Genomic DNA, 13,897 nt, shown 5'->3' on the forward strand with positions numbered 1-13,897 from the left:
CTCCCCGTATGGCCTTAGGGCAGGGAGGCTATGAGAGGTGCACCTGTTGCGGCACGGGCCCGTGGGCCCAATCCCGGTCCCAATTCGGACACGCCAGTGACCCAACCGGGCCCGCTCCGGCGACAAAGCGGGCGACGCGTAACGGGAACCGCGGGTGGCATCACGCAACGTGGTGCCGGAGGCCGGCGCACCCGGCCTCCGACACTGTCCGCCGCGCCGTCCGACGGGCCGTCATGCGGAACGACCCGGCCGGACGGCTCACACGTGCGGGCGCGGCTGACCGCTGCGCGCCGCCATGGCCAGCGACACGATCCACCCCACCAGGGTCCAGCCCAGGAACAGATTCACCACAAGTACGGAACCCTTGTTCGGCACTCCTCGGGTGAACGCGACGACCGTCGGCACGAAATAGACGAACAGGATGATGACCAGGCCTAACAGGCCCAACACGCCTATCGAAGCTCCACCCGAACTCATGTGACCCCCCACAGCGACTGGATGAGGAAGCCCATTCTCCATGCCCGCCGCCGGATGTCCACAGCGCGTTGATCACGATCACCGGAGCGTGACCGGCCCCGGATGCCGTTCCGGACGCAGCCCCGGCGCCGCTGGCACCCACACCCTCACTCGTCGAGCGCCCGGATTCCGGAACAGAGCAGTCGCACGCTGCGGATGAACTTCTCGTCCTGGTCACGGCCGGCGGCCGCGGCCACGGTCATCGGGAAGCGCCGGTGGAGGGCGGCGACATCCTCGGCGCTGACGTCGAGGGCGGGCGGCTCGCTCTGCTCCTGGAGCACGTATCCGGTGATGTGACTGAACACCGTGTCGCCCGCGACGCCCAGGTGCTCGTCGGGGACACCGGCGTCCTTCAGCGTCCGCAGCAGCCGCTCCATGAGGGACAGCGCTCCGGTGCTGAGCACCTTCGGGCTGTCCGCGAACATGACGGCTCCACCGGGATGCCTGAGCAGGGTCTGCCGGAGCGGGACGGCCTGGGCCTCGACCCGCTCCGGCCAGCCGGCCCCGTCGGGCAGTGCGGCCAGCGCGGCGCTGCCCGCGTCGTACGCCTGCTGAGCCAGCCGGTCGGCCATCAGCTGGACCAGGGCGCTCTTGTTGGGCACGTGGTAGTACATGCTGCCGGCGTGCGCGTCGAGCCGCTTCGCCACCTGCCGCATGGACAAGCCGTGGTAGCCGGCTTCGGCGAAGACCGCCATGCCGGCGTCGATGATCCGGTCCGTGCTCAGCTTCATGGAACCCACTGTAGCCGACTTTCCAACACTGTTTGAAAATTGATGGAGACGCGCCTACTGTCATCACCGGCGGGAATCAAACAGCGTTTGAAGGGGGGTGGTGGCGATGGGCGGACTGCTGTTCAACGTGACCACGGCGGCACTGATGATGTTGATGCTCAACGGCGGACTGGCCCTGGTGGGCCAGGACACCCTGCGGCGACGCCCCGTCCCGTGGGCGGCGGTGGGGCTGACCGCGGTCGCCGTCGCCGGGGTGACCACCCAGCTCTGCCGGCCGGGCGCGATGGACGCCCTCGACAACGACCCTGCCAGGTCCGGCTGGTGGCGGACCGTCACCTCGGTCTTCCTGCAGAACGGCGGCTTCCTCGGCGGGGCGTGGAACATCGCCACCCTCGCGGTCATCGCCGCCCTGGCCAACCGGTTCTGGGGCACACCGCTCACGCTGGGCCTGTTCCTCGCCGGTGTTCTCCTGCCCCAGTACGTCGACGCCCTGTTCGGCGAGAACGGCCACAGCACCGACCCCCGCAACTTCGCCGGCAGCTCCGGCGCCACGTACTTCCTCGCCGCGACCCTGTCCGCGGCCCTGCTCCTGCGCACACTGCGCACCGGCCGCCGCCGCGGCCGGGAGAGCCTGAAGGAGATCCTGCTCGCGGTCGGCGTGCCCGCGCTCGGCCTGGTGATCTGGTTCGCCCAGTCGAACGGCCACGGCCTCGTATCCGTCTACGGCTTCGCCCTGGGCGCCGCGGTCCACGCCGTCACACGCCGCACCTCGGGCCGCGGCCCTGCCCAGGCCGGAAGCGCGGCACCGGCCGGGGAAGTCCCGCACGAGACAGCCTGATGCGGGGCATACGAACGCCGAGACGGACGGGCGCATCGGACCACCGGGGTCGGGGCAAGCCCATCGCCGCCACATGCGCGGGACCCGGCGCGAAGGAGGCCGGCCACCCGTTGGCAGAAACGCGTGTCCGACAGAGCCATGACCTGGACGTCGGGGAGAGACAACGGGCTCGCGCTCGCCGATCGCGCGCGGTTGCGACCGGTCTCTCACCGCTGAGATCGCGGCAGACTGCGGCCACGCCGGGGACGGCGCCGGTTACGGGCGACCACCGGGAGCGGAGCCGTCCGGGGACGAGGCGCACAGAGGGGGCACATAAGGGGGAACAGGCGGAACAAGCCGCACATAAAGGTCAGGCCGCAAGCGCGCGGTGGTGCCCGGAGCCGGACTCGAACCGGCACGCCCCCGAGGGGCAGCGAGGTTTAAGCTCGCCGTGTCTGCATTCCACCATCCGGGCTTGGCGCGCGGCTCCGCGTTGGCACATGACCCTATCCGGGGGGCTCCCCCGATCAGCCGAACAGTGGCTCGATGTTGTCTTATTTTATTGACCGTTTGAGGGTGCGTCAGCACACCCGTGAGGCATAGGCGCACCCTTTGCGGGGTTGTGGGCGCAGCGACCGGCAATCCGAATTGACGTGAATTCGCCGCACCCACACAGCCGATTCGCCAGGGGCACGCCATGGATCGCCAGGGGCGCGCCACCCCTATCGGGTGACGGTGTCGTTCACGCAGCGCAACACCGGGTGCCGGCCCAGGGCCTCCGGGTCCTCCAGGGCCGCGCCTGTGATCATGAACACGGTGCTCTCCCCCGGGAGCCGGGTCAGCCGCAGGGTGCCGGTCCAGGGCGTCGGGGCGTCGTTGACGAGGTGGACGGCGCCGTCGCGGACGGCGATGAGGCGGTCCGCGTAGACGGCCCGCAAGGCGTCCCAGAGGGGTTCGCGTCGGCCGTCGCCGTCGGCAGTCGCAGGACGCGGCGGCCCGGCTGGTCCCGCTCGGGTCGACGGCCGCGCCGCGGTAGGGCCGGACCCACGGACGGCGTCACTCCTCTCAGGGGCGGTGTCATACCGCAGGAGGACGCGAGGGCCCTGCGGTGCGACTCAAGGCGGCCTCCGGAACGGGCACCGGGACTGACGATCCGCGGCGAAGCGGCGGAGACGATGGAGCTGTGCCATCGCGAAGGGCGCCGCCCCGGCGGCGCCTTCCCTCCGGCCCCGGAGCGAAGGCCCTTCCGTCCCCGTACGAACCCGACCCTGGAGCCTCCCGTGACCACCATGACCACCGCTCACCGCGCCACCGCGGTGGCTGCCCGCGCCACGGAACTGTCGAAGGTCTACGGGGAGGGCGAGACCAAGGTGACCGCGCTGGACCGGGTCACCGTGGACTTCCCGCAGGGCGAGTTCACCGCGATCATGGGCCCGTCGGGCTCCGGCAAGTCCACGCTGATGCACTGCGTGGCCGGTCTCGACAGCTTCAGCAGCGGATCGGTCCGGATCGGCGAGACGGAGCTGGGGTCCCTCAAGGACAAGCAGCTCACCCAGTTGCGACGGGACAAGATCGGTTTCATCTTCCAGGCGTTCAACCTGCTGCCGACGCTGACGGCGCTGGAGAACATCACGCTGCCGATGGACATCGCGGGCCGCAAGCCCGACCAGGAATGGCTGCACAAGGTCATCGGGATGGTGGGCCTCTCCGACCGGCTGAAGCACCGGCCCACCGAGCTCTCCGGCGGCCAGCAGCAGCGGGTCGCCGTGGCCCGCGCCCTGGCCTCGCAGCCGGAGATCATCTTCGGTGACGAGCCGACCGGGAACCTGGACTCGCGCTCCGGCGCCGAGGTCCTCGGCTTCCTGCGCAACTCGGTGCGCGAGCTGGGCCAGACCGTGGTCATGGTGACCCACGACCCGGCGGCCGCCTCCTACGCGGACCGGGTGATCTTCCTCGCGGACGGGGCGATCGTGGACCAGATGATGCACCCCACCGCGGACGGGGTGCTGGACCGGATGAAGGCGTTCGACGCCAAGGGCCGCACCAGCTGAGCCGCTGGCCCCTCCCCGGGCCCCGACGCCGCACCGCTCCGCACCACCTCGTGCCGCGCGGCGGCCGAACCCTGCCCTTTCCGGAACCCCTCCCCTCCCAGGACTGACAGACATGTTCCGTACCGCCCTGCGCAATGTGCTCGCGCACAAGGCCAGGCTGCTGATGACCGTCCTCGCCGTGATGCTCGGCGTGGCCTTCGTCTCCGGCACCCTGGTCTTCACCGACACTCTCGGAAACGCCTTCCGCAACCAGTCGGCGAAGAACTACGACGACGTCGCCGTCGCGGTCACCACCTACGCCGACCCGCGCGACCCCGATTCACACGGCGTCGACACCGCCACCCTGAAGAAGATCCAGGCCCTGGACGGGGTGGAGAGCGCCACCGGCCGGGTCTCCGGTTTCGCCGGGGTCGCCGACCCGGACGGCAAGCTGATCGGCGACGGCTGGTCCAACGCCGGTGCCAACTTCTCCCCCGGCAAGGGCGGCAAGGACGCGCAGTACGCCTTCACCGACGGCACCGGGCCGACCGCGGACGGCCGGATCGCCCTCGACGCGGACACCGCGAAGAAGGGCGAGTACAAGGTCGGCGACAAGGTCCGGGTCGCCACGAACGGGCCGGTGAAGGAGTACACCCTGTCCGGGGTCTTCACCACGGAGGACGGCGCGGTCAACGCCGGCGGCAGCCTCGTGCTCTTCGACACCGGGGTCGCCCAGAAGCTGTTCCTCAGGCCGGGCGAGTTCCAGGACGTCTCCGTCACCGCCGCGGCCGGCACCTCCGACCAGCGACTGCTGGCCGCGGTGAAGCCGCTGCTGCCCAAGGACGCCGAGGTCAAGACCGGCAAGGCGCGCGCCGATGAGCAGGCCAAGCAGATCGAGGACAGCCTGAGCAGTCTCAACAAGCTGCTGCTCGGCTTCGCGGGCATCGCCCTCTTCGTCGGCATCTTCCTGATCGCCAACACCTTCACCATGCTGGTCGCCCAGCGCACCAAGGAACTGGCGCTGATGCGCGCCGTCGGCGCCTCGCGCCGCCAGGTCAAGCGCTCGGTGCTGCTCGAAGCCGCCGTGGTCGGCCTGATCGCGTCCGTCATCGGATTCGCGCTGGGCCTCGGTCTCGCCACCGGGCTGCGCTCCGCGATGAGCCTGATCGGCGGCAAGATCCCGGCCGGTCCGCTGGTGGTCTCCCCGACCGCCGTCGTCGCCGCCTTCGGTGTCGGCGTCCTGATCACCGTGCTGGCCGCCTGGCTGCCCGCCCGCCGGGCCGCGAAGATCCCGCCGGTCGCGGCGATGAACAGCGTGTACTCCGCGGCCACCGTGAAGTCCCTGGTGGTACGCAACTCGATCGGCGCCGTCATCACCCTGCTCGGCGCGGCGGCGATCGTGGCCGGCGCTGCGCAGTCCGGGAGCACGGCCCAGGCCGTCATCGCGGCCGGTGCCTTCCTGGCACTGATCGGCATCATCATCCTCATCCCGCTGCTGTCCCGCCCGGTGATCGCACTGGTCCGCCCGCTGCTCCAGCGGCTGTTCGGGGTCTCCGGCAAGCTCGCCGCACAGAACGCCGTCCGCAACCCGCGGCGCACCGGTGCCACCGCCTCCGCGCTGGCGATCGGCCTCACCCTCGTCACCGGCATCTCGGTCCTCGGCGTCACCCTCGGCCAGGCGGTCGACCGGATGACGACGGACAACATCAAGGCCGACTACATGGTGTCGATGGCGAGCGGGGACTCCCTCGACGAGTCGGCGCTCACCGCCCTGGAGAAGGCCGACGGCGTCACCGCGGTCTCGCCCCAGCAGGACGTCTGGCTGACGGTCGGCAAGGCCGGTCTCTCGGCGTCCGGCGTGTCGGCCGACGCTGTGCAGAAGGTCCTCAACGTCAACACGCTCTCGGGCTCGATGGACTCCCTGAGCAGCGGCGAGATCGCCGTCTCGGAGAAGACCGCGAAGTCGAACGGCTGGAAGACCGGGGACACCCTCCCGGTCACCTACGAGGACGACAAGAAGGAGAACCTGAAGGTCGGCGCGCTCTACAAGGACAACGAGTTCCTCTCGCAGGCGCTGATCCCCCGCGAGAAGGTGGCCCCGCACGAGGAGCGTGCGGACATCCGCGAGATCTGGGTGAAGACGGACGGCGGCGCGAGCGCGGCCAACGAGCAGTCCGTGGTGAACGCGCTGGGCGACAACCCCGGCATGCGCGTCATGGACCGCCAGGACATCCGGGACATGTTCGGCGGCACCATCAACCTGATGATGAACGTCATGTACGGGCTCCTGGCGATGGCCCTGATCATCGCGGTGCTCGGGGTCGTCAACACGCTGGCCATGTCGGTCTTCGAGCGCCAGCAGGAGATCGGCATGCTGCGGGCGATCGGCCTGGACCGGCGCAAGGTCAAGCGCATGATCCGGCTGGAGGCCGTGGTCATCTCACTGTTCGGTGCGGTGGTCGGCATCGGGCTCGGCCTGTTCCTCGGCTGGGCGATCGGTCAGGCCGCGTCCTCCGCGATCCCGGAGTACGCCCTGGTCGTGCCGTGGGGCCGGATCGCGCTCTTCCTGCTGCTGGCCGGGCTGGTGGGGGTGCTGGCCGCGATGTGGCCGGCCCGCAGCGCCGCCAGGCTCAACATGCTCACCGCCATCAAGACCGAGTAGTACCGGACGTGACACGGCAGAGGGCCGGTACCCGCCACCGCGGGTACCGGCCCTCTGCTCTGTCACGTCCGGTGCTACTCGGTCGCGGAGGCCTTCCAGTCGCGGGCGCGCAACGGCATCCGGGCGGTTCCGCCCGCCGCCGGCCGCACGGCCAGGATCTGGTTGACGCCGATCTTGTTGTGCTCGAAGGAGAGCGCGGAGGCGGCCATGTAGAGCCGCCAGACCCTGGCCCGGCCCGGCGAGGTCATCCTGACCGCGCGGTTCCAGTCCTTCTCCAGGTTGGCGACCCAGCGGCGCAGGGTCAGCGCGTAGTGCTCGCGGAGCGACTCGACGTCGCGGGCCTCGAAACCGGCTTCTTCGAGGGTCGCGACGGTCCGGCCCAGCGGGGCCAGCTCACCGTCCGGGAAGACATAGGCGTCGATGAACTCGTCCACGTGGTACGCGGACTCGTCCTTCTCCGGGCGGCGGGCGATCTGGTGGTTGAGGAGGCGCCCGCCGGGCTTGAGGAGTGCGTAGACGTCGTCGGCGTACTCGCGGTAGCGGACCGAGCCGACGTGTTCCGCCATGCCGATGGAGGAGATGGCGTCGTACGGGCCGTCCCTGACGTCCCGGTAGTCCTGGACCCGGATCTCGATCCGGTCGGTCAGGCCCTCTTCGGCGATGCGCTTCCTGGCGAAGGCGGCCTGTTCGGTGGAGAGGGTCACGCCGGTGACCCGGGCGCCGTACTCGCGGGCCGCGTGGATGGCCATGGAGCCCCAGCCGCAGCCGACGTCCAGGAGGCGGTCCCCCTCCTTCAGCGCGAGCTTGCGGCAGACCAGGTCGAGCTTGTCGCGCTGGGCGTCCTCCAGGTTCCCGCCGTCCTCCCAGTAGGCGCAGGAGTAGACCATGGACGGGCCGAGGACCAGTTCGTAGAAGTCATTGCCCACGTCGTAGTGGTGGCTGATGGCCTCCTTGTCGCGGCGCTTGGTGTGCAGGGCACCGGTGCGGCGGCGTACCTCCTCCGGTGGAGGAGGGGGCGGCGGCCAGGGTCCGGCCAGTTGCAGCAGCCCCTTGGCCGCCGCGCGCACCTTCGGGTCGCGGACCGGGTGGACGCTGTCCTTCGCATCCGCACCGCGGTCCCAGATCAGCCCGGCCACCAGGTCCAGGGCCTCGTACAGATCGCCCTCGATGTCGAGCTCCCCGGCCACCCAGGCGCGGGCGAGGCCCAGTTCGCCCGGTTTCCACATCAGCCGGCGCAGGGCGCGACGGTTCCTGATGACGAGGGCGGGAGCATCGGGCGGTCCGGATTCGCTGCCGTCCCAGGCCCGGATGCGGACCGGTAGGGGTTCTCCCAGCAACTCCTGGGCGAGAGCGGTCAGCCGCAACGCGGCGTCTGCCATGGCGCACACCTCCGTGATGGTGTTTCCCAACGTGCCCAGACATGCCCACACATGTCTCGGACCACGCCCCGGCACCCTGTGGCGCCGCGGCGAGGTACACCCCCCTCAACAGTTTCCGGCGGCCGGGCCATCCCGCTACCGCGCAATGGAACGGCAAAATACCTGTACGGACCATGCATGCGCCGGGTCACTGGCCCCGGTCGCCCTGTACGGTGCCCCGCCCCGCGCCCCGCCGATACGCCGAAGGGGCCGCCCGCACCACGGATGGCGGACGGCCCCTTCGGGGTTGTGCGACTGCTCCGCGCGGACACGGGTATCCGCGCGCGGACCGGGAGGTGCTGGCCTCCGGTCCCGGGTGCGCTAGGAGGCCTTGGCCTTCTCGCCCACCGGCTGGGCGGCGGCGGGGGCCGGAGCCGGCTTGGCGGCCTCGTAGAACTCCTCGCGCGGCGTCTCCATGGCGCCGAGCGAGACGACCTCGCGCTTGAGGAACATCGCGAGGGTCCAGTCGGCGAAGATCCGGATCTTGCGGTTCCAGGTCGGCATCGCCATGCCGTGGTAGCCACGGTGCATGTACCAGGCGAGGCGGCCCTTGAACTTGATCTTCATCTTGCCGACGACGATCATCGCGACGCCCTTGTGCAGGCCCAGACCGGCGACCGCGCCCTTGTTGGCGTGGCTGTAGTCGGCCTGCGGGAAGCCGCGCATCCCGGAGATGACGTTGTCACCGAGGACCTTGGCCTGACGCAGTGCGTGCTGGGCGTTCGGCGGGCACCAGGCGTTCGGGTTGCCGGCCTTGCGGCCGACCAGGTCCGGAACCTGGGCGTTGTCGCCCGCGGCCCAGATGTAGTCGGTGCCCTGCACCTGGAGCTTCTCCGAGGTGTCCACGTGACCGCGCGGGCCGAGCGGCAGGCCGAAGCGGGCCAGCGCCGGGTTCGGCTTCACGCCGGCCGTCCACACGATGGTGTTGGAGTCGACCTCCAGGCCGTTCTTCAGCACCACGTGACCGTCGACGCAGGAGTCCATGGAGGTCGAGAGGAAGACCTCGACACCGCGGGACTCCAGGTGCTCCCGGCCCCAGGTGCCCAGCTTCGGGCCGACCTCGGGAAGGATCTTGTCGGCGGCGTCGACGAGCACGAAGCGCATGTCCTCGCGCTTCACGTTCGTGTAGTACTTCGCCGCGTCGCGGGCCATGTCCTCGACCTCGCCGATGGTCTCCGCACCGGCGAACCCGCCGCCCACGAAGACGAAGGTGAGCGCCCTGCGGCGGACATCCTCATCGGTCGTCGAGTCAGCCTTGTCCAGCTGCTCCAGAACGTGGTTGCGCAGGCCGATGGCCTCCTCGATGCCCTTCATGCCGATGCCCTGTTCGGCCAGGCCGGGGATCGGGAAGGTGCGCGAGACGGCGCCCATCGCGATGACCAGGTAGTCGAAGGGCAGCTCGTAGGCCTCGCCGACGAGCGGCGCGACCGTGGCGACCTTGCGGTCCTGGTCAATGGTCGTGACGCGGCCGGTGAGGACCTCGGCCTTCGGCAGCACGCGTCGCAGCGGGACGACGACGTGCCGGGGCGAGATGCTGCCGGCAGCAGCTTCGGGGAGGAAGGGCTGGTAGGTCATGTACGACCGGGGGTCGACGACCGTGACGGTCGCCTCTCCGTAGCGCATCTTCTTCAGAATGCGCCGAGCTGCGTACAGGCCTACGTACCCACCGCCTACTACGAGGATCCTGGGACGCTCCGTGGTGCTCATGCCATCGAGTATCCACCCCACCCGGGGGGCGGGCTCGTGAGCCCCTTCACAAGGTATGCCCCACCCTCTGCTACACTTCGCCGCCCACGTGACCCAGGTCATGGCCCCGGAAGGGAACCACGACAGCGCGGCGAACGTTGTTCACCCCCTGTGAGCTGGCCCTTGAGCCGCCGGGCGAGGTAGACCACCCCCTCGGTTCACACGCCCGCAACACCCCCGGAACCGGCGCGTTCCCGCCGTCTGTGACCCCGCGCACCCTCCCGGGCGCCCGTCCGGAGCAGAACTCCGCCCCCAGGGGCGCAATTCCTTGTGAAGAAGTTCACGAAGTTCGTCGCGACGTGTCCCCGAGTGGGTCCCCCGGGTGGCCCTCAGGGACTCAAAGGTGCAGGCAGGAATGCGTATGAGCGACGTTCCCGCGCCTCCCCGCACCGGACCCCCGGAGCCCCGCGCGGGGGCCCCAGGAGGGCGCTGTGCGGCCCCGGCCCCCGAGAGGGCGCGCCAGGGCCTGGCTTAGGCGATGGACCAGCCGATCCCGTCGAGGATGTCGTGCTCGCTGACCACGATCTCGTGGGCCCCGGTCCGCTCCATGACGGCCAGCAGGATCAGCGCCCCGGAGGCGATCACGTCGACCCGCCCCGGATGCATCGCGCCGATCGCGGCACGTTCGGCGTGGGTCGAGGAGAGGAGCCGCCCGGTGATCTCCCGGACCTGCTCCAGGGAGACCCGGGAGTGGTGGATCGCCGCGGAGTCGTACTCCTCCAGGCCCAGCGCGATCGCGGCCACGGTGGTGACCGTGCCGGCGAGCCCCACGAGCGTGCCCGCCCCGGTGAGCGGGACACTCCGCCCGGCCAGGTCCAGGGCGGCGGCGACGTCCGCGCGGATCGCGTCGGCCGCGTCCGGCGTGGGCGGGTCGACGACCGCGCCGTCCCGCGAGAGATGGCGCTCGGTCATCCGGACGCAGCCGATGTCCACGGACCGGGCGGCCCGCACCCGGTCGTCACCGAGGACGAACTCGGTGGAGCCGCCGCCGATGTCCACGACGAGATACGGCTTCGCGAGGTCGTCGCGGCCGGTGAGCTCCTTGGTGGCGCCGTCGAAGGAGAACTCCGCCTCCTGGTCACCGGTGATCACCTCGGGCTCGACGCCCAGGATGTCCAGCACACCGCGGACGAAGTCGTCCCTGTTCTCCGCGTCCCGGGAGGCGGAGGTGGCGACGAAGCGGACCCTCTCGGCGCCGTGCTCCTTGATCACCGCCGCGTACTGCCGGCAGGCGGCGAACGTCCGCTCCAGCGCTTCGGGGGCGAGCCGTCCGGTCCGGTCGACGCCCTGCCCGAGCCGGACGATCTCCATCCGCCGGTCGAGCTCGGCGAACTCCCCGGTGCCGGGGTCGGCATCCGCCACCAGCAGGCGGATCGAGTTGGTACCGCAGTCGATGGCGGCCACGCGCGTCATGTCTTCAAGCCTCTCCGGCGATTGAGGAGCGGGGGTCCGGGGCGGAGCCCCCGAGGGGGAACCTCAGCTCTCGTCCCCGCCCGGCGCACCGCACGGCGACACGCACGGCCCCTTGCGCCACCACTCCGGCAGCATCGCGATCGCCTCGTCCCCCAGCGGGTTCACCCCCGGCCCCGCGGCCAGCGAGTGCCCCACGAGCACGTGCAGGCACTTCACCCGGTCCGGCATGCCCCCCGCGCTCGGGAAGCCCTCCAGCACCTCGATGGCGTCACGCCGCGCGATGTAGTCCTCGTGCGCGGCCCGGTAGGCGGCCGCCAGCTCGGGGTCCGTACCGAGGCGCTCGGTCATCTCCCGCATGACCCCGTTCGCCTCCAGCGTGCCGATCGCGGACGCCGCACGCGGGCACGTCAGGTAGTACGTCGTCGGGAACGGCGTGCCGTCCTCCAGCCGGGGCTGCGTCTCGACCACGTCCGGGTTTCCGCACGGACAGCGGTGCGCGATGGCGCGCAGCCCGCGCGGCGGGCGCCCCAGCTGCTGCTGGAACGCGGCGATGTCCGCGTCGGTGGGCGCGGTGGACTCGGTCTGGGGAGGGGGCGTTTCCATGCCTGCCTAGGTTCTGATCGGGCTGCTCGAACTGCGGTTCCGCAGATGTACGGGGGGACGCGGGTCAGCCGCGGTCGGCGCTGTCGACGCCGTCCCACAGGTTGGAGTGCCACGGCCGGCCGGACTCGTCCGGCTTTCCGTCGCGCTCCTTGACCGCGTCGGGATCGACCACGGTGTAGCCGGTCTCTCCCGGAAGAAGGTAGTGCAGGTGCTCGCGGGCCAGCCGCTTGACGTAGGCGTCGTCCTGGAGGCGCGACTTCTCGTCGCGCAGTTCCTCGGTACGTGCCTCGGCCTCCTGCGCGAGCCGCTGCTGGTCGGCGATCTCGTCGCGCTGCGACACGTACTGCCGCATCGGGTACGCGAGGGCGACGACCAGGGAGCAGACGACCAGCGCCAGGAAGGCCGCCCGGCCGGTGAGCCGGGAGCGTTGCGCCTGGCGGCGGTTCTGGGACCTGTAGACGCGGGCTGCGGTCTGCTCTCCGAGCAGCCTCAGCCGGGTCGCGGTGGAGAACCGGTCCCGGTCCTTCGCGGCCATGTCTCCGCCTCCCCATTACGCACGTCCGTCCCCGCACACGGTACGGGACCGAGTGCGGGGACGGACGGAGGCCGGGGCGTCGGTCCCGGCCGGGCTTGTCAGCCCGTGCTGTCTTCGTCAGTTCGCGGAGCGAAACCGCGGGAACGCCGAGCGGCCCGCGTACACCGCGGCGTCGTCGAGGATCTCCTCGATGCGCAGCAGCTGGTTGTACTTGGCGACACGGTCCGAGCGGGCCGGGGCGCCGGTCTTGATCTGACCGCAGTTCACGGCGACCGCGAGGTCGGCGATGGTGACGTCCTCGGTCTCGCCGGAACGGTGCGACATCATGCACTTGAAGCCGCTGCGCTGGGCCAGCTCGACGGCGTCCAGGGTCTCGGTCAGCGAACCGATCTGGTTGACCTTGACGAGCAGGGCGTTGGCCGAGCCCTCCTCGATGCCGCGGGCCAGGCGCTCCGGGTTGGTGACGAAGAGGTCGTCACCGACGATCTGCACCTTGGCGCCGAGCTTGTCGGTGATGACCTTCCAGCCGGCCCAGTCGTCCTCGTACAGCGGGTCCTCGATGGAGACCAGCGGGTACGCGTCGACGAGCTCCTCGTAGTACTCGGTCATCTCGGCGGCCGAGCGGGACTTGCCCTCGAACTCGTACGTGCCGTCCTTGTAGAACTCGGACGCGGCGACGTCGAGCGCGAGCGCGATGTCCTTGCCGGGGACGTAGCCGGCTTCCTTGATGGCCTCAAGGATGAGGTCGAGCGCGGCGCGGTTGGACTCCAGGTTCGGCGCGAAGCCGCCCTCGTCACCGAGACCGGTGGACAGGCCCTTGGTCTTCAGGACCTTCTTCAGCGTGTGGTAGACCTCGGCGCCCCAGCGCAGGGCCTCGGAGAAGGACTCCGCGCCGATCGGGGCGATCATGAACTCCTGGATGTCCACGTTGGAGTCGGCGTGCGACCCACCGTTGAGGATGTTCATCATCGGGACGGGCAGCAGGTGCGCGTTCGGGCCACCGAGGTAGCGGAACAGCGGCAGGTCCGAGGCCTCGGACGCGGCGTGCGCGACGGCGAGCGAGACGCCGAGGATGGCGTTGGCGCCGAGCGAGCCCTTGTTCTCGGTGGCGTCCAGGTCGAACATGGCCTGGTCGATCAGCCGCTGCTCGGTCGCGTCGTAGCCGACGAGCTCCGGGCCGATCTGCTCGATCACGGCGAGGACCGCCTTCTCGACGCCCTTCCCGTGGTAGCGGTTGGGGTCACCGTCGCGAAGCTCAATGGCCTCGAACGCACCGGTGGAGGCTCCGGACGGAACAGCAGCACGGCCGGTGCTGCCGTCGTCGAGGCCAACCTCGACCTCGACCGTGGGGTTGCCCCGGGAGTCGAGGATTTCCCGGGCTACGACGACGTCGATGGACGGCACGAGGCATCTCCTTCTGGGATAT

General features: G+C 70.4%; 12 protein-coding genes and 1 tRNA gene. 3 read left to right on the forward strand and 10 right to left on the reverse strand.

The annotated features are described in order from the left end of the window. Positions 1-258: 258 nt before the first annotated feature. Both ACIO3R_RS14125 and ACIO3R_RS14130 read right to left on the reverse strand, forming a co-directional pair. Complete coding sequence (locus tag ACIO3R_RS14125) at positions 259-450, reverse strand: superinfection immunity protein (protein WP_385034330.1); 192 nt, start codon at positions 448-450, stop codon at positions 259-261. 173 nt (positions 451-623) lie between these two features. Then, entirely contained in the window at positions 624-1,247 is a 624-nt protein-coding gene (locus tag ACIO3R_RS14130; protein WP_402105740.1) for a TetR/AcrR family transcriptional regulator, read from the reverse strand. A 106-nt stretch (positions 1,248-1,353) separates the two neighbouring features. On the opposite strand from ACIO3R_RS14130, the gene ACIO3R_RS14135 reads away from it, so the two are divergent. Next, entirely contained in the window at positions 1,354-2,085 is a 732-nt protein-coding gene (locus ACIO3R_RS14135; protein WP_402105742.1) for a hypothetical protein, read from the forward strand. A gap of 368 nt (positions 2,086-2,453) precedes the next feature. Here ACIO3R_RS14135 and ACIO3R_RS14140 read toward each other — a convergent pair. Both ACIO3R_RS14140 and ACIO3R_RS14145 read right to left on the reverse strand, forming a co-directional pair. Further along, positions 2,454-2,539 (reverse strand) — tRNA-Leu (locus ACIO3R_RS14140). 247 nt (positions 2,540-2,786) lie between these two features. Continuing rightward, positions 2,787-3,002, reverse strand: coding sequence for a hypothetical protein (locus ACIO3R_RS14145; RefSeq protein WP_402105743.1), 216 nt, complete (start codon positions 3,000-3,002; stop codon positions 2,787-2,789). A gap of 342 nt (positions 3,003-3,344) precedes the next feature. On the opposite strand from ACIO3R_RS14145, the gene ACIO3R_RS14150 reads away from it, so the two are divergent. Together ACIO3R_RS14150 and ACIO3R_RS14155 are read left to right on the forward strand one after the other, a co-directional pair. After that, the gene (locus ACIO3R_RS14150; RefSeq protein ID WP_385034336.1) at positions 3,345-4,115 is read left to right on the forward strand and encodes an ABC transporter ATP-binding protein; all 771 of its coding nucleotides are present in this window, start codon (positions 3,345-3,347) and stop codon (positions 4,113-4,115) included. Positions 4,116-4,227: 112 nt separating this feature from the next. After that, positions 4,228-6,756 carry an ABC transporter permease gene (locus tag ACIO3R_RS14155; RefSeq protein ID WP_402105745.1) on the forward strand — a complete coding sequence of 843 codons (2,529 nt, stop codon included), beginning with the start codon at positions 4,228-4,230 and terminating at the stop codon, positions 6,754-6,756. Between the two features lie 74 nt (positions 6,757-6,830). Here ACIO3R_RS14155 and ACIO3R_RS14160 read toward each other — a convergent pair whose 3' ends face one another. The 6 genes from ACIO3R_RS14160 to eno all read right to left on the reverse strand — a co-directional run bounded on the left by ACIO3R_RS14160 (position 6,831) and on the right by eno (position 13,875). After that, positions 6,831-8,135 carry a class I SAM-dependent methyltransferase gene (locus ACIO3R_RS14160; protein ID WP_385041300.1) on the reverse strand — a complete coding sequence of 435 codons (1,305 nt, stop codon included), beginning with the start codon at positions 8,133-8,135 and terminating at the stop codon, positions 6,831-6,833. A 360-nt stretch (positions 8,136-8,495) separates the two neighbouring features. Beyond that, a complete protein-coding gene (locus ACIO3R_RS14165; RefSeq protein ID WP_123459753.1) occupies positions 8,496-9,881 on the reverse strand; it encodes an NAD(P)/FAD-dependent oxidoreductase in 1,386 nt (461 codons plus the stop codon). Positions 9,882-10,391: 510 nt separating this feature from the next. Beyond that, positions 10,392-11,333, reverse strand: coding sequence for an exopolyphosphatase (locus tag ACIO3R_RS14170; RefSeq protein WP_402105747.1), 942 nt, complete (start codon positions 11,331-11,333; stop codon positions 10,392-10,394). 63 nt (positions 11,334-11,396) lie between these two features. Then, a complete protein-coding gene (locus tag ACIO3R_RS14175; protein WP_402105749.1) occupies positions 11,397-11,936 on the reverse strand; it encodes a DUF501 domain-containing protein in 540 nt (179 codons plus the stop codon). Positions 11,937-12,000: 64 nt separating this feature from the next. Next, a complete protein-coding gene (locus ACIO3R_RS14180) occupies positions 12,001-12,471 on the reverse strand; it encodes a septum formation initiator family protein (RefSeq protein ID WP_385041309.1) in 471 nt (156 codons plus the stop codon). A gap of 117 nt (positions 12,472-12,588) precedes the next feature. Beyond that, entirely contained in the window at positions 12,589-13,875 is a 1,287-nt protein-coding gene (gene eno / locus ACIO3R_RS14185) for a phosphopyruvate hydratase (protein ID WP_385041312.1), read from the reverse strand. Positions 13,876-13,897: the final 22 nt, after the last annotated feature.

Source organism: Streptomyces sp. NPDC087428, assembly GCF_044744085.1.
Classification (GTDB): Bacteria; Actinomycetota; Actinomycetes; order Streptomycetales; family Streptomycetaceae; genus Streptomyces.

Coding starts and splice junctions, on each gene's coding strand:
- ACIO3R_RS14130 (WP_402105740.1), bottom strand. CDS start 1,247: ATGAAGCTGAGCACGGACCGGATCATCGACGCCGGCATGGCGGTCTTC.
- ACIO3R_RS14135 (WP_402105742.1), top strand. CDS start 1,354: ATGGGCGGACTGCTGTTCAACGTGACCACGGCGGCACTGATGATGTTG.
- ACIO3R_RS14155 (WP_402105745.1), top strand. CDS start 4,228: ATGTTCCGTACCGCCCTGCGCAATGTGCTCGCGCACAAGGCCAGGCTG.
- ACIO3R_RS14160 (WP_385041300.1), bottom strand. CDS start 8,135: ATGGCAGACGCCGCGTTGCGGCTGACCGCTCTCGCCCAGGAGTTGCTG.
- ACIO3R_RS14165 (WP_123459753.1), bottom strand. CDS start 9,881: ATGAGCACCACGGAGCGTCCCAGGATCCTCGTAGTAGGCGGTGGGTAC.
- ACIO3R_RS14170 (WP_402105747.1), bottom strand. CDS start 11,333: ATGACGCGCGTGGCCGCCATCGACTGCGGTACCAACTCGATCCGCCTG.
- ACIO3R_RS14175 (WP_402105749.1), bottom strand. CDS start 11,936: ATGGAAACGCCCCCTCCCCAGACCGAGTCCACCGCGCCCACCGACGCG.
- ACIO3R_RS14180 (WP_385041309.1), bottom strand. CDS start 12,471: ATGGCCGCGAAGGACCGGGACCGGTTCTCCACCGCGACCCGGCTGAGG.